The sequence below is a fragment of the Mycolicibacterium frederiksbergense genome (genome assembly GCF_012223425.1).
Taxonomy (GTDB): domain Bacteria; phylum Actinomycetota; class Actinomycetes; order Mycobacteriales; family Mycobacteriaceae; genus Mycobacterium; species Mycobacterium frederiksbergense.
Genome location: NZ_CP038799.1, coordinates 500,055 through 521,963 on the forward strand (window position 1 = coordinate 500,055; position 21,909 = coordinate 521,963).

At 67.5% G+C, this 21,909-nt stretch carries 24 protein-coding genes; 13 read left to right on the plus strand and 11 right to left on the minus strand.

Annotation, left to right across the window (positions count from 1 at the left end):
* Nucleotides 1-1,233, minus strand: a complete 1,233-nt coding sequence (gene istA / locus EXE63_RS05490) for an IS21 family transposase (RefSeq protein WP_372513160.1) — start codon at nt 1,231-1,233, stop codon at nt 1-3.
* Between the two features lie 124 nt (nt 1,234-1,357).
* On the opposite strand from istA, the gene EXE63_RS05495 reads away from it, so the two are divergent.
* Both EXE63_RS05495 and EXE63_RS05500 read left to right on the plus strand, forming a co-directional pair.
* Nucleotides 1,358-1,588 carry a hypothetical protein gene (locus tag EXE63_RS05495; protein WP_168141136.1) on the plus strand — a complete coding sequence of 77 codons (231 nt, stop codon included), beginning with the start codon at nt 1,358-1,360 and terminating at the stop codon, nt 1,586-1,588.
* 254 nt (nt 1,589-1,842) lie between these two features.
* Entirely contained in the window at nt 1,843-3,150 is a 1,308-nt protein-coding gene (locus EXE63_RS05500; RefSeq protein WP_168141137.1) for an HNH endonuclease signature motif containing protein, read from the plus strand.
* Between the two features lie 231 nt (nt 3,151-3,381).
* Here the strand turns inward: EXE63_RS05500 and EXE63_RS05505 are convergent, their stop codons facing one another.
* Together EXE63_RS05505 and EXE63_RS05510 are read right to left on the minus strand one after the other, a co-directional pair.
* Complete coding sequence (locus tag EXE63_RS05505) at nt 3,382-3,699, minus strand: hypothetical protein (protein WP_234904370.1); 318 nt, start codon at nt 3,697-3,699, stop codon at nt 3,382-3,384.
* 207 nt (nt 3,700-3,906) lie between these two features.
* A complete protein-coding gene (locus tag EXE63_RS05510) occupies nt 3,907-5,409 on the minus strand; it encodes an APC family permease (RefSeq protein ID WP_168141138.1) in 1,503 nt (500 codons plus the stop codon).
* A gap of 138 nt (nt 5,410-5,547) precedes the next feature.
* On the opposite strand from EXE63_RS05510, the gene EXE63_RS05515 reads away from it, so the two are divergent.
* From EXE63_RS05515 to EXE63_RS05545, 7 genes are all read left to right on the plus strand, one after another.
* Nucleotides 5,548-6,282 (plus strand): FadR/GntR family transcriptional regulator, encoded by a 735-nt coding sequence (locus EXE63_RS05515; protein WP_234904371.1) that lies wholly within the window; start codon nt 5,548-5,550, stop codon nt 6,280-6,282.
* On the plus strand, nt 6,279-6,971 hold the full coding sequence (locus EXE63_RS05520; RefSeq protein WP_168141139.1) for a cache domain-containing protein: 693 nt from the start codon (nt 6,279-6,281) through the stop codon (nt 6,969-6,971). The genes EXE63_RS05515 and EXE63_RS05520 overlap by 4 nt, the downstream gene beginning before the upstream one ends.
* A 99-nt stretch (nt 6,972-7,070) precedes the next feature.
* Nucleotides 7,071-8,267 carry a cytochrome P450 gene (locus EXE63_RS05525; protein WP_168141140.1) on the plus strand — a complete coding sequence of 399 codons (1,197 nt, stop codon included), beginning with the start codon at nt 7,071-7,073 and terminating at the stop codon, nt 8,265-8,267.
* Nucleotides 8,268-8,280: 13 nt separating this feature from the next.
* Complete coding sequence (locus EXE63_RS05530; RefSeq protein WP_168141141.1) at nt 8,281-9,666, plus strand: glutamine synthetase family protein; 1,386 nt, start codon at nt 8,281-8,283, stop codon at nt 9,664-9,666.
* Entirely contained in the window at nt 9,663-10,361 is a 699-nt protein-coding gene (locus EXE63_RS05535) for an ABC transporter substrate-binding protein (RefSeq protein WP_168141142.1), read from the plus strand. Before EXE63_RS05530 ends, EXE63_RS05535 begins: the two co-directional genes overlap by 4 nt.
* 2 nt (nt 10,362-10,363) lie before the next feature.
* On the plus strand, nt 10,364-11,065 hold the full coding sequence (locus EXE63_RS05540) for a gamma-glutamyl-gamma-aminobutyrate hydrolase family protein (protein WP_168141143.1): 702 nt from the start codon (nt 10,364-10,366) through the stop codon (nt 11,063-11,065).
* Nucleotides 11,062-11,871, plus strand: a complete 810-nt coding sequence (locus tag EXE63_RS05545; protein ID WP_168141144.1) for a gamma-glutamyl-gamma-aminobutyrate hydrolase family protein — start codon at nt 11,062-11,064, stop codon at nt 11,869-11,871. The genes EXE63_RS05540 and EXE63_RS05545 overlap by 4 nt, the downstream gene beginning before the upstream one ends.
* 50 nt (nt 11,872-11,921) lie before the next feature.
* Here the strand turns inward: EXE63_RS05545 and EXE63_RS05550 are convergent, their stop codons facing one another.
* Nucleotides 11,922-12,560: a TetR/AcrR family transcriptional regulator gene (locus EXE63_RS05550; RefSeq protein WP_234904372.1), complete on the minus strand. Its 639-nt coding sequence runs from the start codon at nt 12,558-12,560 to the stop codon at nt 11,922-11,924.
* A 125-nt stretch (nt 12,561-12,685) separates the two neighbouring features.
* Between EXE63_RS05550 and EXE63_RS05555 the strand changes: the two genes are divergently transcribed.
* From EXE63_RS05555 to EXE63_RS05570, 4 genes are all read left to right on the plus strand, one after another.
* Nucleotides 12,686-12,928, plus strand: coding sequence for a hypothetical protein (locus tag EXE63_RS05555; protein WP_168140736.1), 243 nt, complete (start codon nt 12,686-12,688; stop codon nt 12,926-12,928).
* Between the two features lie 80 nt (nt 12,929-13,008).
* Nucleotides 13,009-13,437, plus strand: a complete 429-nt coding sequence (locus EXE63_RS05560) for a MarR family winged helix-turn-helix transcriptional regulator (RefSeq protein WP_105363609.1) — start codon at nt 13,009-13,011, stop codon at nt 13,435-13,437.
* 35 nt (nt 13,438-13,472) lie between these two features.
* Nucleotides 13,473-13,832 (plus strand): nuclear transport factor 2 family protein, encoded by a 360-nt coding sequence (locus tag EXE63_RS05565; RefSeq protein ID WP_234904373.1) that lies wholly within the window; start codon nt 13,473-13,475, stop codon nt 13,830-13,832.
* Nucleotides 13,833-13,896: 64 nt separating this feature from the next.
* On the plus strand, nt 13,897-14,643 hold the full coding sequence (locus tag EXE63_RS05570; protein ID WP_168145418.1) for an SDR family oxidoreductase: 747 nt from the start codon (nt 13,897-13,899) through the stop codon (nt 14,641-14,643).
* A 4-nt stretch (nt 14,644-14,647) separates the two neighbouring features.
* On the opposite strand, the gene EXE63_RS05575 is transcribed toward EXE63_RS05570, so the two are convergent.
* The 7 genes from EXE63_RS05575 to EXE63_RS05605 all read right to left on the minus strand — a co-directional run bounded on the left by EXE63_RS05575 (nt 14,648) and on the right by EXE63_RS05605 (nt 21,908).
* Nucleotides 14,648-15,766 (minus strand): PDR/VanB family oxidoreductase, encoded by a 1,119-nt coding sequence (locus EXE63_RS05575; RefSeq protein WP_168141146.1) that lies wholly within the window; start codon nt 15,764-15,766, stop codon nt 14,648-14,650.
* Nucleotides 15,759-16,667: a metal-dependent hydrolase gene (locus EXE63_RS05580; RefSeq protein WP_168141147.1), complete on the minus strand. Its 909-nt coding sequence runs from the start codon at nt 16,665-16,667 to the stop codon at nt 15,759-15,761. Before EXE63_RS05580 ends, EXE63_RS05575 begins: the two co-directional genes overlap by 8 nt.
* A gap of 129 nt (nt 16,668-16,796) precedes the next feature.
* Nucleotides 16,797-17,603 carry a transglutaminase-like domain-containing protein gene (locus EXE63_RS05585; protein ID WP_168141148.1) on the minus strand — a complete coding sequence of 269 codons (807 nt, stop codon included), beginning with the start codon at nt 17,601-17,603 and terminating at the stop codon, nt 16,797-16,799.
* Nucleotides 17,600-18,331, minus strand: coding sequence for an N-formylglutamate amidohydrolase (locus EXE63_RS05590; RefSeq protein ID WP_168141149.1), 732 nt, complete (start codon nt 18,329-18,331; stop codon nt 17,600-17,602). Before EXE63_RS05590 ends, EXE63_RS05585 begins: the two co-directional genes overlap by 4 nt.
* Before the next feature lie 9 nt (nt 18,332-18,340).
* The gene (locus tag EXE63_RS05595) at nt 18,341-19,069 is read right to left on the minus strand and encodes a proteasome-type protease (RefSeq protein ID WP_168141150.1); all 729 of its coding nucleotides are present in this window, start codon (nt 19,067-19,069) and stop codon (nt 18,341-18,343) included.
* Nucleotides 19,070-19,194: 125 nt separating this feature from the next.
* Nucleotides 19,195-20,901, minus strand: a complete 1,707-nt coding sequence (locus tag EXE63_RS05600) for a glycoside hydrolase family 13 protein (RefSeq protein ID WP_168141151.1) — start codon at nt 20,899-20,901, stop codon at nt 19,195-19,197.
* Nucleotides 20,898-21,908 (minus strand): glycosyltransferase family 4 protein, encoded by a 1,011-nt coding sequence (locus EXE63_RS05605; RefSeq protein ID WP_234904374.1) that lies wholly within the window; start codon nt 21,906-21,908, stop codon nt 20,898-20,900. The genes EXE63_RS05600 and EXE63_RS05605 overlap by 4 nt, the downstream gene beginning before the upstream one ends.
* Between the last annotated feature and the right edge of the window lies 1 nt (nt 21,909).

Below are 21,909 nucleotides of genomic sequence, written 5' to 3' on the forward strand. Positions count from 1 at the left end.
TCATGCCACCTCGCCATCGGAAGTGACTGTGCCCGTGGTGAAGTCGACGCCGAATGCCCGGTCGTAGTCGGCCAGGTCGCGCACCAGCTGATCACCTGCGGCCGGTGGCGGGCCGGCCTGGAACTGGTGACGCAGCACCGCGGCAACCTGCACGTGGGTGGGATCGGTGAGGGTTTGTCGCGCCGCCCAGCAGCGGTCGTGAGCCGCCAGCAGGCGCCCCGACCGGGTCACCGTCACCTGGGCCAGGGTGGTGCTTACCTCGACGAGTTGGCCGATCGCATGGGGGTCCACGGAGTAGTCGTTGCCGGCCACCCGCACGTAGTAGTCGCGTCCCAGCCGCACCGAGGTCACCGTCTCGACGGTCGGCGGCACCGGTGGCAGCGCCAGCATGTGCGCGCGATCGATATCGAGGAAGTCGACCGGACGACCATCCAACACCCGCACCCGTCGGTTGTTGGCAATCGGAAGCCACTGCCCGAGCTGGTCATTGAAGTCGTGCGGTGAGGTGAAACTGCGACCGGGCAGAAACGAGGTCTCCAGATACCGGTTGGCTCGCTCCACCATTCCTTTGGATTCGGGGTCGTTAGGCTTCATCTGCACCAGTCGCGACCCCAGCGTGCCCACCAACGCCGTCACGGGATCGGTCAACCGGCCGCGACGACCGATCCCGGCTTCGTTGTCCCACCACAACTCGTGGGGCACCGTGATGAAGTTCTGCGAGAGCAGCTGCCACATCCCGGCCACGAGGTCCATGGTTTGGCGCGAGGGCAACATCACCGCGGCGACGAACCGCGAGAACGCCGCGACCATCACCAGCACCGGCAGCATCGCCTCCTGACCGAACCCGACCGCAATCCTCGGTGCCGGGAACCACAGGTCGCACTGGATCACCCGACCCGGCGGATGCTCGAGGCGATCGACCGGATCAGCAGGCAGATACTCCGGGCGAAGCGCCCGGACCCGCTCCCGGAACCAGGAGATCGAGCCAGTCCAGCCGACCCGCTCGGCGAGCACCGTCGCCGGCATCCGGGGATAAACCGACAACAACGCCCGAAGCCGCGGCTCCACCTCGGTGATCGCCGACGGACCTGCCGCCCGCTCGTACTTCGGTGGACCATCACTGGCCAACGCGCTGGCCACCGTGTCTCGCGCGATGCTCAGCTGTCGTGCGATAGCCCGCTGCGACAACCCTTCGCTGCGGTGAAGATGCCGGATCAAGGCCCAGTCTTCCAAGGAGATCACCATCCAATCTGATTGGGTGGCCTACTTTTCAGCCGTCGCGACTGGCCGGATTTTCAACCGTCGTTAACAGAACTCCTCATCTTTCGACATCCCCGCCTACCTCAACCACACCGCTATGGACGAGATCGAACGCAGCCTGCTGCCGCTGGGCAGCGCCATCCCCGGCCGCACCCGACCCGACCTCGACGCCGACCAACTCCAAGACCTGGTGTTCGTCACGATGGGCGTGACCTCGAGTGCCTGCCTACGCATCGCGCTGCAACGCCCACCCGGCTCGGACCGCGGCGCCATGGTCGCGCTGACCGCCAGGATGCTGGCGGCCGCGCTGACGCCGGATCCGAGTTGACCCTGATCCGTTTCGTCGAATACATGCCACCACCCGCACCGTCACCGAAGTCCTGATACAAAACCCCTTGCACAGGTTGCACTTCCGGCGTACTATCGAACACAAGTTCGAATGCGACGTGGCTCCCATCTTCACCGGTGAGCTTCAGACCGCGACTACGGTCGCCGCGAGGTTCGACTGCCCCTTCGGGGGCCAGTCGGACTGTATTGACTGATCGTGCGCTGTGCGTACCTTCTGTGAAAGCCGGTATCCCTATGGACGCCAACCATTTCAACACCTTTATCGATGCGCTTATCGACGATCTCACCCCGACACCCGTACCGGAGGACGACGCCGACCGGAGGCTGTGTCACCTGCTCGATTCTCCTCGGCGCATCGTGGATGAACCGGCGTTGCTCGCGGTACTGGCTGCTGCAGTCACGGCGCGCAACGTTTTCGACCATGTGATCGCCCAGGCCGTCGCAGCCGCGGAACGGGCCGGTATCCCGGGCCGCAAGCACCTGCGCTCCGGCGCTGACCTACTCAGCCAACTGGGGATGTCACCGGGTGCGACGTGGCGGGCGGTGCGGGTCGGACGTGCGGCACACACCCTGCCGGCACTGACCCAACAGCAGCGCCTCGGTGCGGTCGGAATCGAGTTCGCCGACGCCATCGGCAAGGGAGTCACTCACATCACCGAACGAGTCCCCTTGTCCGACAATGACCGCACGAACATCGTGACGAAGTTGATGATTGAGACCACCCCGTCGGATGTGGCCAAGAAGGCTCGCACGATCGCCATCGACAAGGCCGGCACAACACCCTTGGCCGAAGATGTCGTACCGGTCGCGGAGAACACCGACCTCAACGACATGACACTGGCTGTGAACGACGAAGGACGTATCACCGCCGCCCTGGACCTCGATGCGCTCACCGGCGAAGAACTCATCGCGGCACTCGATCCGTTGTGCCGGCCCGTACCGCTGCCCGACGGATCAGCGGACCCCCGCCCGGTCGGGCGGCGTCGCGCGGAGGCGTTCGGGCAGATCATGCGGACCTACCTGTCGAATTCGCAGCGCCCAATGTCGGGAGGTGTACTCCCGCACGTCACCCTGATCCGGCCCGCCGCACACGGCGTGGACACACTGGGATTCGGCGGGCCCGTCAGTGCCGCCACCGCCGAACTCATCGCCTGTGACAGCACTCTGACTTCGGTGATCGTCGACCACTCGGGCGTACCCCTGGATGTGGGGCGCAGCGAACGGCTCTTCCCGCCCCATATCCGTAAAGGGTTGGCGGTCCGTGATGGTGGTTGCGCGCACCCCGGCTGCGGGCGCCCGGTGTCCTGGTGCGATGCCCACCACATCACCCCCTGGGAGCATGGCGGCACCACCAGCCTCGACAACGGGGTTTTGCTCTGCCGACTGCACCACACCGCCATCCACCACGGCGGCTGGCAGGTCTACCTCGGCCCCGACCGCTACCCCTGGTTCATCCCGCCCCACGACCCGACCGGCCCCGAACCGGCGCATCTGCGATCGCACGCCCGACGCACCATGACCGACCTGCCCGCCGCTGCCTGACCAAGTCTTCACGCACCTTGATAACTCCATAGAGAACGCACACGCGGCGGGAACCGGCGAAGAATACGCCGCCGGACCCGCCACGATGAATCCTGCCGTGACCCACGGGACGGCCAACTAGCCTCCGCTGAGCCTTTAAGTCGACTTCAGTTCAGCGAAGGAACAATCGAACTCACCGCGGCGGCGCGAAACGTGGTGGGATTGCCGACAGCCGCCCGTCCTGCCCGGCGGCTAGGGACACTCCTCGGAATCAATCCGCACCACACCGAAGTCGATGTTGGTACTCACCGTGAACGTGCCACCCGGCGCCGGGGTCGAGCTGCACACCTGCCAGTTGCGGTCACTCAACTGCGCACGATCCTGACCAGTGAGGTCGGTCGAACTGCTGAACCACACCTGCCCGCCGCTCACCGACTGGATCGCGTCCTGCGCACCCTGCAGGTCCATCCCGATCAGGTTCGGCATGGTCCACGAGGGCTCCGCCGATGCAGCCGGGCTCATCGCGATCGCAACACCGACAACCGCCGCTGCTATAACAACACTTTTCATCGATTTCTCCTTGGCTCGAAGTAGCCGCACATCGTCGCATCCGGCACCGACAAGCCGTTCACTCTGCACACAGGGCGCGACTCGCTCGCACATCGCCGCCACCACCGCAGAGCCCAGACGACCCACAACCCGTGTCGCTCGATTGTCGCTCAGAGGTGGGCAAATCGAGAGCCCAAATTTTCCGGCGCGCGGCGGGGGCGACTGGAATCAGCGCCGGCCCGAAGGAATCGCATCGCTGTACGGCGCGGTGCTCCGACCAGCCACCGGGTGAACCACCATGTACACCAACCCGATTCCGATCACCACCACCGCCGACAGCGCCACGATCCAGTTGTCATACCACGCCGCATCCGGGGTCCGCGGCCACGCCATGTTCACCATGGCGATCACGCCGTACACCAGCGCGGCGATGTTCACCGGCAGCCCCCACCGCCCCAGCGAGTACTTCCCGCTAGGCACCCAGCCCTTCAGCCGGGCCCGCAGCGCCGCCAGCACCACCATCTGGAACGCGATGTAAATGCCCAACGCCGCAAAGCTGATGATCTTCGTGATCGCATCGGTGGAGAACCGCGATCCGATCACGATCACCGCCGGCACCACGGCCGCAATCACCAAGGCGTAGGGCGGCACATGCCGGGTAGCCGAAAACTTCGACAGCAGAGACGATCCCATGATCATCCCGTCCCGCCCATACGAGTAGGCCAGCCGGCTCGCCGCGGCCTGCAGGCTCATCGCGCACGACAGGAACGAGATCAGCACGACCACCAGGATCACCTTCGATCCGACCGGACCGAACGCCTCGTTGAGCACCGTGCTGACCGGGTCGGTGTCCTCACCGGCGATCACCGCGGGGATGTCGGCGACCGCGAGCACCAGCGCCAGGCACACGAAAGTGGCTGCCGCACCACCGATGTAGATGGTGCGCCGCATCGCCTTGGGGATCAGCCGGCCCGGGTCTTGCACCTCCTCGGCCACATCGCCGCACGCCTCGAAGCCGTAGTACTGGTAGATACCGATCAGCGCGGCCGCCGCGAACGCGAACATGTAGTTGCCGTCACCGCCGGTGCCGAAGCTGTCGAACAGCACCCCGAGATTGTGCTCGCGGTGCGCGATCAGCAGCCAGCCACCCACCACCAGCGCGCCGATGATCTCCGCGACGAAACCGATGATCGCCGCCTTGGCAAGGACTTTCGTCCCCAGAAAGTTGATGGCCGTCGCCGCCGCGATCAGCACCAGCGCGAACAGGATGATGTTGTCCGTGGTGGCCTCGATGCCGAACGTCGCGGCCACAAACGGCCCGCCGCCGTAGGTGACCGAGGCGATGGTGACCAGCAGCGCCACCAGGTACACCCACCCGGTCATCCACGCGTACCGCCGCCCCCACAACCGTCGCGCCCACGGATACACCCCGCCGGCCACCGGGAACTGCGCCACGATCTCGCTGAACACCAGCGCCACCAGCAGCTGGCCTACACCGACGATCAGGAAGCTCCAGATCATCGGCGGCCCACCGGTGGCCAACGCGAACGCGAACAACGTGTAGACGCCGACAACAGGCGACAGGTAGGTGAACCCCAGGCTGAAGTTCGCCCACGGGCTCATATCCCGCTTGAACTCCGACTTGAAGCCCAGCGCGTGCAGGTGCGCGGCGTCGTCATCGGGATGAGAAGCGTCATCGGGGCGGGACGTCGGTGGCGTGGCAGTGGTCATGAGCTGCTCTCCTTCGGGTGGAAAACCGAATGAGCGAAAAACTACATTCCTATGGTTTAAGCCGCTACCAAAACGGCAGAATTGGTACCCGATCGGGTACATTGCCGATCGTCGGGCAAATGACGGGAGGGGCGGACCGTGGTGTCTTCGCTGTCTCCCCTGGTCGCCCCCGACGCCCCCGTCGGCCGGGCCGACGAAATCGTCCTGCGCATCACCGAGGCCATCCACCTCGGCCTGCTCGACGACGGCGAACGCCTCCCGGTCGAGGTCGACCTCGCCGCCCAGTTCGGCGTCGCCCCGATGACCGTCCGCGAAGCGCTGGCCACCCTGCGCGAACAGCACCTCGTGGAAACCCGGCGCGGGCGCAGCGGCGGCTCCTTCGTCCGGCGCCCCGAGGGCCCACCTGTCGAGCAGCTCACCGAACGCCTGGCCGCGATGAGCGCCTCGGACCTGCGCGACCTGTTCGACGAGCACACCGCCATCGCCGGGCAGGCCGCGAAACTCGCCGCCGAACGCGCCGCCCCGTATGCGGTCCGCAGACTCTTCGCACTCACCGACCAACTCGGTGCGGCCGCGACCCTGGGTGACCGGATCCGCGCCGACAGCCGCTTCCACATCCAGGTGGCCGTCGCCTCCCAGTCCGCGCGGCTGGCCCGCCGCGAAGCCAACCTGCAGGCCGAGCTCGCCGGGCTCATCTGGCTACCCAGCGGCCCGGACATCGACGTCGCCGCCTACGTCGACACCCAGCACGCCATCGCCGCCGCGGTCGCCGCCGAGAACGCCCCCGAGGCGCGCCGGCTCGCCGAAGAACACGCCATGAGCCAACTGCCCCGATTGACCACGGTGAACATGAATCTGGCTGGCCGGTCATGACCGCACAGGAGCTGGCCACCGAGGCCTCGCACGCCGTCGAGCCGTTCTACCGACTGCTCGACACGGTCGCCGAGGAAGTGCTGCGCAGCCGCCCACCGCGCGCGTCGCTCACCGAGACGCACTTCTCCGGGTTGCAGCGCCTACTGGCCGGACTGCTCACCACCGAACACGGCATCTGGGGCATGGGCTTTGTCGCCGCGCCGTCGGTCGTCGAGGGCCGCGAACGCTATATGGCGTGGTGGCAGCGGCACAACGAACGCGTGGCCCGGCTGCGGCTGAACTTCGACCCGACCAGCATCGACGTCTACGACTACCTGCAGATGGACTGGTACCAGCTGGCCCAGCGCGGTCAGCAGCGCGTCGCCTACGGCCCGTATGTCGACTACAGCGGCTCGGACATGTACACCATCACCGCGACCATCCCGGTGATCGCCGACGGCACCTTCCTCGGCGTGGCCGGCGCGGACCTGGTGGTCGGCGATGTCGAACGCCGGCTGATCGAGGTGCTGCGGCACACCGGCGAGGACGCCGTCGTGGTCAACACCGAGCGCCGGGTCATCGCCGCGAACACCCCGCGCTGGCTGGTCGGCTCCCGGCTCGACGCCGTCCCCACCGACGACGAAACATTCCACGAGGTCGCCGAACTCCCCCTCGGCAACGGCTGGTCCGTTGCCATCGCAAACAGCTGAACCACGGGTTACCCAGACTTAACTCGCAGCCCTTGACATTAATCCTCTCTTTCTAGAGTCTTTAAAGGCATCCGGTCACGCACCCTGGAGGTAGCCCCGATGTCGCCCCTCGATCTCGTTCCGCACTTCGACGTCGCCGACCCGGAATTTTCGCTGACCTCCGCCGAAGTGCACGACGCCCGCGAACGCAGCTGGTACGCCACCACCCCGTACGGGATCGCGGTGCTGCGCTACGCCGAGATGAACAAACTGCTCAAGAGCCGCCAACTCCGCCAGGGCAGCATCGCCTGGCCCGCGCACAACGGCGTCACCGAAGGACCGTTCGCCCGATGGTGGGCCAGCTGGCTGCTCAACAAGGAAGGCGAGGAGCACCGCCGGCTGCGCCGCCTGATGACCCCGGCCTTCACCCAGCAGCTCATCGCCGGGCAGGTCCCCCGATTCCAGGCGCTGGCAGGCGAACTCGTCGACGCCTTCGCCGCACCCGACCGCTGCGAGTTCATGTCCGAGTTCGCCGAGCCGTACTCGGCGCGGGTCACCGCCATCATGCTCGGCACCCCCGAGCAGGACTGGCGCCTCCTCGCCAAGGAGGCCACCACGATCGGGCTGGCCATGGCCGTCACCCTCAAGGACGACCTACCCCGCATCGAGGGCGCGCTGGCACGGCTCTACGACTACTGCGACGCCCAGATCGCCGACCGCCGCGCCCATCCGCGCGAGGACTTCGTCACCGCCTTCGTCAACGCCGCCGACCCCGAGGACGGCCGACTGTCCGACGACGAACTGCGCGACGGCCTGACCATGCTGATCTTCGCCGCCTTCGACACCACCCGAAACCAGCTCGGCCTGGCCATGCAGACCTTCCTGGCCAGCCCCGACCAGTGGCGGCTGCTCGGCCAGCGCCCCGACCTCGGCGGCAAGGCCGTCGAGGAGATCATGCGGCTGAACCCCACCACCCGCTGGGTGACCCGCGAGGTCGTCGAGGACTTCGAATACGAGGGCGTGGAACTCAAGGCCGGCACCACCGTGCACCTCTACGCCGAGGCCGCCGGCACCGACCCGCGGGTGTACACCCCCGGCCTGGACATCACCGCGGAACGCAAGCCGCACTTCGGGTTCGGCGGCGGCCTGCACTACTGCCTGGGCCACTTCGTCGCCCGCGCCGATATGAGCGAGGCGCTGCCGCTGCTGGCCCGGCGGATGGTCGACCCGCACGAACTGCCCGGCGCCACCTGGCTTCCCGACTCCGGCAACACCGGCCCCATCACGCTGCCCATCGGCTTCACCCCAGCCCCCTGACCCAGGAGATCCGATGACCACCACCCCGCTCGACGCGCACCGGCAGACCAACGCCACCAGCGCACACCTGGCTCAGGTCCTGGAAACCATCGCCGAGCGCGGGGTGGAGTTCGTCTACTTCCAGGCGATCACCATCACCGGCCGGGTGGTCGGAAAGGTGGCCCCCGCACGACATTTCGAGCGCCTGGCCGTCAAGGGGGTGCAGCAGCACCAGACCGCGATCGCCAACCTGCAGGGCACCCGGGAGGGCGTCCTGCTGGCCGGCGGGGTCAACGCCCCCGAGTACACCGCGATCCCCGATCTGGACACCTTCGCCGTGCTGCCCTGGGACACCAGCTTCGCCCGGGTGTTCTGCCGCCTCTATGAACCCGACCACCTGGCCGTCGACGCCGGGATCGAACTGGCCTGCGACTCCCGAGGGCTGCTCCGAAAGGCGCACGCCGGGTTCACCGACCGCACCGGCCTGGAACTGCGCACCGGCTGTGAACCCGAAATGACCTGGCAGGGCGAGGGTCTGGAAGCCCAGTTCCGGCCCGGATCCAGCCCGGCCTATCACATCGAGCATCTGGAGCGGAACCGCCCGATCGTCAAGAAGGTCGTCGAGTACGCGCAGGCACTGGGCCTGGACATGATCGAGGGCGACTACGAGGACGAGTTCCAGGTCGAGCTGAACTTCATGTATGACCACGCCAACCTGACCGCCGACCGGCTGACCACCTACCGGCAGATCTGCAAGCAGGTCGCCCGCGAACTCGACATCCAGGCCAGCTTCATGCCCAAACCGGCCACCGGCATGATGGGCAACGGCTGCCACCACAACTTCAGCCTGTGGCGCGACGACGTGAACGTGCTCGTCGACCCGGGCGTCACCGAACTGCACCTCTCCGAGATCGGCAGGCATGCCCTGGGCGGGTTGCTGTCGCACTCGGCGGGCGCCATGCTGGTCAACGGCTCCACGGTGAACTCCTACAAACGCTATTGGGACGCCGGGCAATTCGCGCCGTCCAAGATCAACTGGGGCCTGGACAACAAGACCTGCACGGTGCGGCTCTCGGCCAACGGGCGCCTGGAATACAAGCTGCCCGACGCCGCGGTCAATCCGTATCTGTCGCATACGATCCTGCTGGCGGCGTGCGAGGACGGCATGAAGAATGCCACCGATCCGGGCGTGCCGTGCCAGGGGTCGTCCTATGACACCCCGCAGGACGAACGGTTCCCGGCGCTGCCGCTGACCCTCGGTGACGCGATCAACGCCTTCGGCAAGGACACCGTGATCACCGAGGCGTTCGGCCCGAAACTCTCCGCACTGCTCATCGACTTCCACACCGATGAGTGGGCCCGATTCTGTGGATACGTCACCGACTGGGAGCGTGAAATGTATTGGAATGATGCCCCGTGACCGACAAGCTGAGACTGGCCTGCCTGGACGCCGAGGCCCCGCCGCTGTTCACGTTGTGGACCCCGGAGAACGGGCGCGACGGCTATGAGCCCGGCGTCGCCGCGGCGCTCGGGGCCGAACTGGGCCGCGAGGTCGAGTGGGTGCGGGTGCCGTGGGTGGACATGATTCCCGCGGTGCAGCGCGGGGACTCCGACGCCGTGCTGTGCGGGCAGGGCATCACCGCCGAACGCCAAGCCCAGGTCGACTTCACCCGCCCGTACGCGATCTTCCATGAGGGCGTGCTGATCCGGCGCGGCGACGACATCCACTCCGCCGAGGACTTGGTGGGCCGCAGGGTCGCCGCCATCGAGAACAGCACCAATATGACGCTGGCCCAGACCTTCACCGGCGCCGAGCCGGTCGCGTTCGGGGCGGGCTCCGACGATGTGTACGCCGATATGCTGGCCGCGCTGCTGGCCAAGGATGTCGACGCCGTCGTCGACGACGATGTGGTGTTCGTGCCGCTAGGTGCCACCCACCCCGACTATGAGCTGGCCTTCACGGTGCAGACCGCCAACCGGTGGGGCATCGCCGTGTCCAAGGACCGGCCCGACACGCTGGCCGAGATCGACGGCGCGCTGGGCCGGCTCATCGACTCCGGTCGGCTGCAGCAGGTGTGGACAGCGCACCTGCCGACCCTCGACTACCCGTTCTGAGCGTGCGTCCGCTGATCGCGGTCACCGGTCGCCGGGCCGCGCAGGTACCGATCCTGCGGTTCTCGGCGACCCTGGCCGCCGAGGCGATCTGCGAATCGGTCTGGGCGGCCGGCGGGGAGCCGGTGATCCTGCATCCCCCGGCCGCCGACCCGCTCGCCGAATTACCCGGCAGACTGGCGGGTTTCGACGGGGTGCTGCTGCCCGGCGGCGCCGACCTGGAACCGGCCCGTTACGGCGCGGAACCCGCCCCGCAGACCACCGACACCGTCGCCTTCCAGGACGACTTCGACCTCGGCGTCACGAAGGCGCTGCTGGACACCGGCATCCCGGTGCTGGCGATCTGCCGCGGACTGCAGGTGCTCAACGTCGCGCTCGGCGGCACCCTGCACCAGCATCTGCCGGAGACCATGCACCACAACAGTATTCACTCGGTCGACGTGCAACCTCACACGAAATTGCGTGCCATCGTCGGCACCGACCGCATCGAGGTGTCCTCCTACCACCACCAGGCCGTGGACCGGCTCGGACGCGACCTGGTGGTCACCGCGTATGCCGATGGCGTCATCGAGGCGGTGGAGCACCGCCGCGCCGATATCGTGGCGGTGCAGTGGCATCCCGAGGACCGGCACGACGTCTCCCCCACCGACGCAGCACTGTTCACCGATCTGGTGGACCGCGCCCGCAAACGAAAGGCCAATCGATGACCGCCGTGGTGCACCTGCGGGATGTGCTGCCGGACCTGCCCGCGCCGGAGCCCCCGCGCGCCCACGTCTGCGTGCTGGCCTCGCTGAACTACCCCGATATCAGCGACGCCGACGTCGCGCTGATCAAGCGGTTCACCAAGGTGGCGCTGAGCACGCTGTACGAACTGGGCGCCGACTTCGAATTCTTCGACACCAGCGAAGCGCTCAACAACCCTTCCTCGGCAGCCTATTTCGACGGGCTGCTCCTGCTCGGCGGCGGTGACGTCGACAACTCCTGCTACGGGATGAGCACCCCGCATCCGACGACCTACGGGGTGGACGGCCGCGCCGACCGTGACGCGTTCGCCGCCATCGCCGCGGCCGCGGCCGCCGACCGGCCGATCTTCGGCATCTGCCGCGGCTCGCAGCTGCTCAACGTGTTCCGCGGCGGCACCCTGATCGGTGATATCGAGGACTATGCCCTGCACCACGGCGCACCCGGCGAGCCGGAGTTCGTCGACGAACCCGTCGACATCATCCCCGGCACCCGGCTGGCGGCCATCCTGGGCACCGACCGCATCATCGCCCGCAACGGGCATCACCAGGCCGTCGACAAGGTCGGCGGCGGGCTGGTGGTGGCGGCCCGCGCGCTGGACGGCATCACCGAGGGCATCGAGGATCCCAAGCGGTTCTTCCTGGGTGTGCAGTGGCACCCCGAGGACGATGACGGCCCGGCCACCGACCGGATGGCGCTGTTCGGCGCCTTCGTCGACGCCGCCGAGCAGGCCCGCGAGCGCAGCGCGGCCGCGGTCGCGCGGGCCGACTGACACGTGGCGATCCGCGAAGCTCACCCCTCTTCAGCTTCGCGGATCGCCCGCTAGATATCGGCGGCTTCCGCGGTGAACTGCCCCTTGCGGATGAGGGCGGTCACGGCGGCATCCCAGCGGTTCAACTGGCTGACCGTGTAGAACGGCTCGGGGATGTGGCGTTCGATGTGATGGCGCAACATCGTCGCGCCGACGCGCAGGATCAGCGGGTTGATGGTGCCCCACAGCAGATCGAGGTCGGAGCGGACCAGCCCGTGCTCGGCGTACTTCTCGCCCTGTTCGGTGCTGATGCGCAGCAGGCCATCGAAGATGACGTTGCCGATCTCGTCACCCTGACACAGCGCGTGCGCGACATAGTCGGTGACCTCGGGATACTTGTGGAAGAGCTTGGCGAAACGGCCGCGCAGTTCGACCGAGTGATCGCCAGGGGGCTCCGGCAGCGGCGCCGATTCGAGGACTTCGCCGAAGACCCGCAGCACGTACTCGTCGACCGCCGCCGTCAGGCCGGCCTTGTTCCCGAAGTAGTGCTGCACCAGCCCCACGCTCACGCCGGCGGCATCCGCCACCGCGCGCAGCGGGGTGTTGGAAACCCCGTGCTGGGAAAAGGATTTGATGGCCGCGTCGACGATGCGCTCCCGACTGGACGGCACGGCCGGCGTCGGCTCCCGAAGAAACACAGCTGCAGCCACCCGCTGACAGTACGGCAGTGCTGGTTCGGCATACAAGTGTCCGGTGTTGCCATATGCCGATGGGGTAATGCAATATGCACATATGGCTCGCCGGGGGCGAGCCTGTGAAGCGGGGGTTTCCAGACGTGAATTCGGCACTGCGACAGCAGATCCAATCGGCATGCGACGCGGTGTACCGCGACCCGGATGACACCGGCGCCGTGGAGCGCTTGCGCGGCCTGCTCGGCGCCCCGACCGCGGTGTCCCACGCGAATTGGCGCCGGCTGGTGAAGCTGGCCTGCGACAAGCTGTACGACTCGCCCGAGGACCAGGACTCCCGCGATCTGCTGCTGGTCTTACTGACCGCCCGCGGATCGGCCACACTGTAGGAGTGACGGCGAAAAAGCGGGACACATCAACAAAACAGGACTGGCTGACCCCGCAACAGCAACGCGCATGGATCGCCTACATGCGGGTGCAGCTCCGGATGAACTACGAGATGAACCGCCAGCTGCAGGCCGATTCGGACCTGTCGCTGTCCGATTACGACGTGCTGGTGGCCCTCAGCGGTAACCGCGACCAGTCGATGCGGGTCAGTGATCTGGCCGCCCACATCGGGTGGGAGCGCAGCAGGCTGTCACACCAGTTACGCCGCATGGAGGAACGCGGCCTCACCGAACGCCGGCCCAGCACGCAAGACGGCCGCACCAGCAATGTCGTGCTGACCGAGCGGGGCCGCGCCGCCATCACCGACGCCGCACCCGCGCACGTCGACCTGGTGCGCAGCCTGTTCTTCGACCCGCTGCCGGACAATCTGCTCGCCCCGTTCACCGCGGCGCTGGAACATATTCACGTCAATCTCAACCTGAACAGTTCGCTACCGCCCGCGCCGCGCTAGGCTTGAGTGAAATATCACCCACTTGGAGGTCGTTCATGAGCGACGCAATCACCCGCCTGATGGAAGCCAACCTGCTGGCCGTCTTCGATGAGCGTGACCCGCAGCGCCGCGCCGCGGCGATCGCCACCACCTACTCCCCCACGGTGCAGTGGTTTGACGACGAAGGCGTCGCCACCGGCCACCAGGAACTGGACGCCAAGGCCGCCGAACTGCAGGGAAAGCTCACCGGCCTGCACTTCGTCCCCGCGGGACCCGTCCGCCAGACCCGCGGTCTGGGTTTTCTGGCCTGGGAGGTGCGCACCCCGGATGACACCGCGGTGGCATCGGGCTTCGACGTCGCGGAGATCGCCGAGGACCGCATCGTGAAGCTGTGGACCATCCTGACCCAGGAATAGGTGACACATCACCCATGTTGCACCGGGCGGACCGTATGAACCTGACATGAAACGGAGCCCGATCATGGGACAACTCGACGGCAAGACCGCACTGGTGACCGGCGGAACATCCGGCATCGGCCTGGCCACCGCCCACCGCTTCGCCGCCGAAGGCGCCTACGTCTTCATCACCGGCCGCGACCGCGCCCGCCTCGACGAGGCCACCGCGACGATCGGCGAGAACGCCCGCGGCGTCCAGGGCGATATCAGCAACCCCGATGATCTCGACACCCTCGCCGCCGAAATCGGTGCGCACGGAAAGGGTCTCGACGTCATCTTCGCCAATGCCGGAGGCGGTGACTTCGCCACCCTGCCCGACGTCACCGTCGAGCACTACCGGAACAACTTCGACCGCAACGTCGCCGGCACCGTGTTCACCGTGCAGAAGACGCTGCCGCTGCTCAACGACGGGGCCTCCATCGTGCTGGCCGGCTCCACCGCTGCCACCGAGGGGGTGCCGGCGTTCGGCATGTACGCCGCCTCCAAGGCCGCGATCCGCTCGCTGGGGCGCACCTGGGCCGCCGAACTGGTCGACCGCAAGATCCGGGTCAACACCATCATCCCGGGCCCCATCGAAACCCCCGGGCTGGCCGGTCTGGCTGAAGCCGGACAAGAGCAGGACCTGTTGGACGGCATGGCCGCCGGGGTACCGATGAAGCGCCTGGGCCACGTCGACGAGATCGCCTCGGCCGTCCTGTTTCTGGCCTCGGACCAGAGCAGCTACATGACCGGCGCCGAGTTGGCCGTCGACGGCGGACAGCTACAGTTGTAGCGGCTCAGAGGTCGAGCACCAGCCGGCCATCCGCCGACCGCGACACGCACAGCAGCATCTGCCCGAGCTCGCGCTGCTCGTCGGTCAGCAACTGGTCGCGGTGCTCGACCGCACCGGCCACCACCTGCTGGGCGCAGCTGCCGCAAAACCCTTGCTGGCAGGAGTAACTCACGTCCGGCTTGGCCGAAAGCAGCGCGGCCAGCGCACTCTGGTCGGCGCGCACGGAGATGACCTCGCCGCTGCCCGCCAACTCCATTTCGAACGGCCGGCCGTCGACCACCGGCACCGGCGAGAAGCGCTCGATGTGCAGTTCGGCGCCGTCGGGGACCGCGGCGCGCACCACATCCATCATCGGTGGCGGCCCGCAGGCATACACCGCGGTCCACGGGTTCACGTCGTCGAGAAGGTCGGCGGGCGTGGGCAATCCGGACACATCGTCGGTGATCACCCGCACCCGGTCACCGAACGCTTCGAGCTCGTCGAGGAACGGCAGGCTGTCGCGGTGCCTGCCGGTATAGCGCAGCGACCAGTCCATGCCCAGGCGGTCGGCCAGGCGCACCATCGGCAGGATCGGGGTGATCCCGATACCGCCGGCGATGAAACGCAGCCGTTCCGAACGGGATCCGGAACCCGGCAGCGGCATCATGAAGGCGTTACGCGGGCCGCTGACCTCGATGACCTGCCCCACGCTCAGTCCGTGCACCTCGATGGAAGCGCCGTCCTGGGCCGGGATCTGGCGCACCGCGATGCGGAACTGATCGGGGCGGTCGGGGTCCCCACACAACGAGTACTGCCGGGTGCGCCCGGACGGCAGGTGCACGTCGATGTGGGCGCCGGCATGCCACTGCGGCAGGTCCGCGCCGTCGGCGGCCACCAGTGTCAGCGCGACGACATCGGGATCGCGGGCGACGACCGTGCGGGCGTCGACCACCACGGCGCGGCGGTTGGTCCGGCGCGGCAGCTCCGGGGGCTCCTTGTCGCCACCCAGGCGGGTGACCACCGACAGAAAATGCGGGACCGCGGTGCCGGCGATCCGGATCAGCAGGTCCGAGGACTTCCCGTACAGCCCCGGCGGCGGCTGCCCCTCGTAGGGCCGAAGGAGTCGGTTCAGCCGCTCACCCATGGGTGGCGCGGGCGGCCGGCGAGGTGGCGAGGTACGCGACGGCCTGGGCGGTGCTGCCCTCGTCGACCGGGTCGTAGTCCCGGCGCAGCAGCGTCAGCCCGGAGGCACCCAGGTAGCGGAACGTCGGCAGCGCGCCCGTCTTGCCGGACTTGCGCAGCTGCCACAGCAGCCGCGGGTAGCGCATGTTCGGCAGCGCCGGGTCCTGATGCACCAGGTACTTGGTGCCGCGCAGCATCATGGAAAAGAAAACCGCGCTGACCATCACCCCACCGAGGGCCTGCGCGACATAGTCCATGCCGAAGTATTTGGCGACGTTGAACGAGACGTGGCGGTGCTCGACCTCTTCGGCGCCGTGCCAGCGGTACAGGTCGGTCAGGGTCGGGTCGGCGCCCAGCTCATCCCAGCGGTTGTTGAGCGCCCAGTGCCCCAGCACGCCGGTGTAGTGCTCGGCCGCGCACAGGGCGTGGCAGCCCGATTCCAGCGCCTTGCGCCGGTTGACCGGCTCGGCCTGCTCGACCCGCCGCTCGTACTGGCCGGCCACCCATTCCAGTTGGTCGGTGAACGGCTCCGGGTCGATGCCGTGCCGGCGCAGGTATTCCTGGAGCACGTTGTCGTGGGTGCGGGCGTGCACCGCCTCCTGGCCGATGAACCCGACGATCTCCTCACGCAGGTGCTCGTCGCGCACATACACCAGCGAGTCGGACAGCAGTTTGCTGAACCAGCGCTCCGCGACGGGCAGGAACAGGTTCAGCGCGGTGACCGAATGCGAGGCGTATGGGTCGCCGGGAATCCAGTGCAGCGGCGCGTCTGACCAGTCGAACTGCACGTTGCGGGGGCGCAGGGCGACTTCCTCGGGGGCGAACTTGTCCGCGGCGTCATGGATCACCCGGTCTTCAGTCATCCGGCCACCATTCCCAGCTCCAGCGTTGCTCAAACACGTCCCAGCGAAACGGCTGCCCAGGACAGGTATGCCGCCACTCTACTGCGCTCCCCCGGTGTCGGAGAGCCCCGCGGGAAGCCCGGCGCGAACTCAGGCCACCTCGTCGGTCCACACCCGGAAACTCGACAGCGTGTTCGCCCCGAACGCATTGCTCAGCGCGACATCGCCGGCATCGCGGCCCCGCGCGATCAGTACCCGGCCGATGCGCGGCATGTTGTTACGCGCATCGAAGGTGTGCCATTGCCCGCCGAGGTAGACCTCGAACCAGGCGGCGAAATCCATCGGACCGTACGGTGGCGGCATGCCGATATCGCCCAGGTAACCGGTGCAGTAGCGGGTCGGGATGTTCATGCAGCGGCAGAACGCCACCGCCAGGTGCGTGTAATCGCGGCACACGCCGACCCGCCCGGTGAACGCCTCCAGCGCCGTGCGTGTGCTGTCCGCGCGCTGATAGTCGAACGTGATGTGCCGATGCACGTAGTCACAGATCGCCTGCACCCGGTCCCACCCCGGCGGGGTCTGCCCGAACAGATCCCACGCCGTCTGCGACAGCCGATCGGTATCGCAGTAACGGCTGCCCAGCAGGAAGATGAGCGTCTCGTCGGGCAGGTCCGGCACCGGCACCTGTTGCGCCCCGGGGACCAGGACATCCGGCAGGCCGCTGTCGTTGACCAGAGAGTCCGCCGAGACCCGGGTGCGTCCGGCCGGCGCGACGATCCGGGTGCACCAGTTGCCGAAATCGTCGCGGTAGGCCTTCATCGGGACGGCCGGGTCGACCACCAGTACGTCGCGGCCGATCAGGTCGGAGATGCGGGTGAAGTGGACGTTGAGGTTGAAGATCATCGGGGTGGGCTGGGGGCAGTCGAAGATCATCTCGAAGCCGACATGGATTTTCATGGTGTCCTGCCTGTTCTTTCGCGGTGCGGTTCGGGGTCGGTGACCGCGTGCAGCGAGTCGATCAGCGCGCGACGCAGCTCGGTGAGGGGCCGGCCGCCGGCGACCACGATGCGCTGGTTGATCTCCAGTTCGATCCCGACGTAGTCACCCGGCGGGAAACGCTTGCGCAGATGGGAGGTCAGGCCGTCGGCTTTGCCGGCGTACGGGTAGTTGCGCCGCACCCGCAGTTGCGGCGCCACCGCCGCCAATGATCGCTGCCAGCGCATACCGGTCTCGACCTCCCCGGGCCTGCGCGGGTCATAGAGCAGTCCGACGTCGGTCCGGCGCACCACGCCGTCCAGCTCCGGGGTGAAGCTGTGCGACGATATGTGGATCACCCGCTGACCGCTGGAAACCGCCTGTGCGACAAGGTGTTCGACCTCGTCACGGTAGGGCCGGTAGTGCTCCTCGACGATCCGCTCCCGGACCGCCGCCGGTGCCGCACGGGTGATCGGTGAGAAGACGTGCCGGTGTCCCAGCGAGCGGTTCAGGTCGATGAGCAGCCGGCTCGTCGTCGACGACACCAGCGGCGCCCGGCACGCCGCCGCGAGTGCCTCGGCCATCACCAGGGCACCGGGATCCCAGCCGCGATGGGTATCGAGCAGGTCGCGGTGCGGGACGAAGAGCGGACGAAACGGCACCGGCACCCCGTTGCCCCCGTGCTCGCAGGTGATCAGCAGGAGGGCCATGGCGGTTGGTCACCAACGAATTTCGGGCAGCTTGGCGAATACCGTCCGGGTGCCCTCGCTCCAGGCCTCGCCGACCGCGGTGAAGTACGGGTCGCCGTCGTCGAACCGGCGTCGCCGTTGCACGTGCAGGCTGTCGCGCTGGTAGCTGATGAGGTCGATCGGCATGCCCACCGACAGGTTGCTGCGCATGGTGGAATCGAAGGACACCAGCACGCATTTCGTCGCGTCGGCCAGCGAGGTCGCCGGGGTCAGCACCCGGTCCAGAATCGGCTTGCCGTACTTGGCCTCACCGGTCTGCAGGAACAGCGTGTCGGTGCCCGCTTCGATGAAGTTGCCCTCGGCGTAGATGCGGAACAGCCGCATCGGTTCACCGGCGAGTTGGCCGCCGATGATGAACGAGGCGTTGAAACCGGTCGGGTTCTTGTTGAGGTAGCCCGCATCGCGTTGCTCGGTCTCGCGCATCGCATCCGAGACCAGCCGGGCGACCTCGAACATGGTCGTGGCGCCGAGGAGGTTGGTGGGCGCCGGGCCGTCGGCGCAGCGCTGGCGCAGCACGCTGATGATGGCCTGGGTGCCGGCCAGATTGCCCGAGCTCAGCAAGGTGATCACCCGGTCGCCGGGAGTCTCGAAGACCGACATCTTGCAGAACTTCGCGACGTTGTCGACGCCGGCGTTGGTGCGCGAGTCGGACGCGAAGATGATGCCGTCCTCGAGCAGTACCCCGATGCAGTAGGTCATGAGATACCACAGCCGCACATGCCGATTCCCCGTTCGCAGGACGGGTAGCTCTGACTCGTGGCAGACGACGGCGCGCTCAGGGCCGGGAGTTGATTCCCCGGCTCGACGCCGTCGGTCCCTCGACTCTACGCCGGTCGACGGCCTGCGGCAGCGTGGCAGGCGATCGAGTAGATGCGCGCATCCCATGCCGGCAACTCCAGCGACGCCGACGCGGCCGGGGTGCCGGGCAGGTTGCCCAGCAGCAGCTGCGCCCCCTCCCATTCCGCGCCGATGTCGACGGTGCGGGTGTCGCGGCCGCAGTTGGCGATCACCAGCAGGCGGTGCTCCGCGGTGGCTCTGGTGTAGGCCCAGATCTGCGGGTCGTCGGGAAACAGCGGTGTGAAGTCGCCCTCGGCGAGGATCGGCAGCTCGTGCCGCAACCGGATCAGCGCCCGATAGTGCGCGAACACCGAATCCGTGGTGGCCGTTTGCACCTCGGCGTTCAGCCAGCGGTGGTTGGGGTTGACCGGCAGCCACGGCTCGCCGGTGCTGAAGCCCGCGTGCTCGCCCGCGTCCCACTGTATGGGTGTGCGGGCGTTGTCGCGGCTCATCCGGGCCAGTCCGATCAGCGCCTGCGCGGTGTCACCGCCGCGGGCCAGGACGTCGTCGTAGTAGTTGACCGCCTCGAGATCCCGGTAGTCCTGCGGGTACCGGAACGGGTGGTTCGTCATGCCGAGTTCTTCACCCTGATAGATGAACGGGGTGCCGCGCATCCCGTGCAGCACGGTGGCCAGCGCCTTGGCCGAGGCGGCCCAGTACGCGGGATCGTCATCACCGAACCGGGACACCACCCGCGGCTGATCGTGATTGCTCCAGTACAGGCTGTTCCAGCCGGTGTCGGCGAGCGCGGCCTGCCAGCGGTGCATCGTGGCTTTGAGCGCCACGAGGTCCAGGCCACGGTCCTCGAACTTGTCGGTGGGACTCTGGTCGATCGCCATGTGCTCGAACTGGAACACCATGTCCACCTCGCCGCGCGCCGGGTCGGTGTAGAGCCGGGCCTGCTCGGTCGTCACGCCGGGCATCTCACCGACGGTGAGGTACTCGCCGTCACGGCCGCCGAACACGGTGCGTGTCAGCTCGGCCAGATAGTCGTGCACGCGCGGCCCGTCGGCGAACCCGTCGAAGGCGATGACATGGCGCTGCAACGGCACGGGCCGTGCGTCGGGCAGCCCGTCGGCCTTGGAGATGAAGTTGATGACGTCCATCCGGAATCCGTCGACACCGCGGTCCAGCCACCACACCATGATGTCCTGCACCGCCTTTCGGACCTCTGGGTTGTGCCAGTTCAGATCCGGTTGGGTGCGGTCGAACAGGTGCAGGTAGAACTGTTCGGTGCCGGGGTCCCAGGTCCAGGCCGGCCCGGAGAAGAACGACCCCCAGTTGTTCGGCTCGACACCGTCGCGGGCATCACGCCAGATGTACCAGTCCCGCTTCGGATTATCGGGCGAGGACCGCGATTCGGTGAACCACGGGTGCTCGGCGGAGGTGTGATTGACCACCAGGTCCATCACCAGTTTCATCCCGAGCGCGTGCACCTCGGCGATCAGGGTGTCGATATCGGCCAGCGTCCCGAACAGCGGATCGATATCACGATAATCGCTGATGTCGTAACCGTTGTCGGCCTGTGGCGAACGGTAGACCGGGGACAGCCAGATGACGTCGACGCCGAGCGCGGCGAGGTGATCGAGACGGTGCAGGATGCCGCCTAGGTCTCCGATCCCGTCACCGTCGGAGTCGGCGAAGCTGCGCGGATAGATCTGGTAGACGACCGCCGATTTCCACCACGGACTCACGCCCGCCCGCCGATCACACCGCGGTACACGTCCACGTACTTGTCGACCATCGCCGCGATGGTGAAGCGGCCCTCGGTCAGCTCACGGATCTTCGGGCGGTCCAGTGTGCCGACCGCACCGACGGCGGCCACCGCCGAGTCCGGATCGTCCACCAGATACCCGGTCACCCCGTGCTCGATGAGCTCGTTCATCGAGCCCCGGTTGTGGGCGATCACCGGTGTGCCGCAGGCCATCGCCTCCACCACGCTGTAGCCGAAGGGCTCGTCGAAGTCGATGAGGTGCAGCAACGCGTGCGCCCCGCCGAGCGCTTCGGCGCGCCCGGCCGCGTCGACGGCACCGAGGTAGCGCACCGTCTCGCCGTCGATATGGGGTTCGACGGCCTCGCGAAAGTAGTTCTCGTCCTGGATGATTCCCGCGATGTCGAGCCGACGGCCGCAGCGCCGGGCGACCTCGATGGCATGGGCGGTGCCCTTGTCCGGGTGGATGCGGCCGAAGAACAACAGATGCTCACCGGGATTCGGGTGTAGGGCGAACCGGTCGGTGTCGATACCGTGATGGATGGTGGCGGCGTAGCGCAGGGCGGGGTGGCGGTCGGCGTCGCTGATCGACACGTAGGCGCCCCGATCGTTGTAGCGCCGGTAGACCGGCACGATGCGCGGCGAGGAGAACCCGTGGATGGTGGTGACCACCGGTGTGCGCACCAGGTCGCTGTAGGTCAGCGGCAGGAAGTCGAATCCGTTGTGGATGACCTCGAAGTCGGCGGCACGTTCGAAGACCGACGCGATGTGCAGGCATTCGGCGACCTTGGCGTCGACCGACACGTCCTCGGACCAGCCGCTCGCCGCGGTGGACACCAACTCGGCGGAGGTCAGCGAGTCGGCGGTCGCGAACAGGGTGACCTCATGCCCGGCGGCGACCAGACCCTCGGTGAGCAGCGAGGCGAACTGTTCCCACGGGCCGTAGTGCCGCGGCGGTGTCCGCCACGCGATCGGCGCCAGCACGGCCACA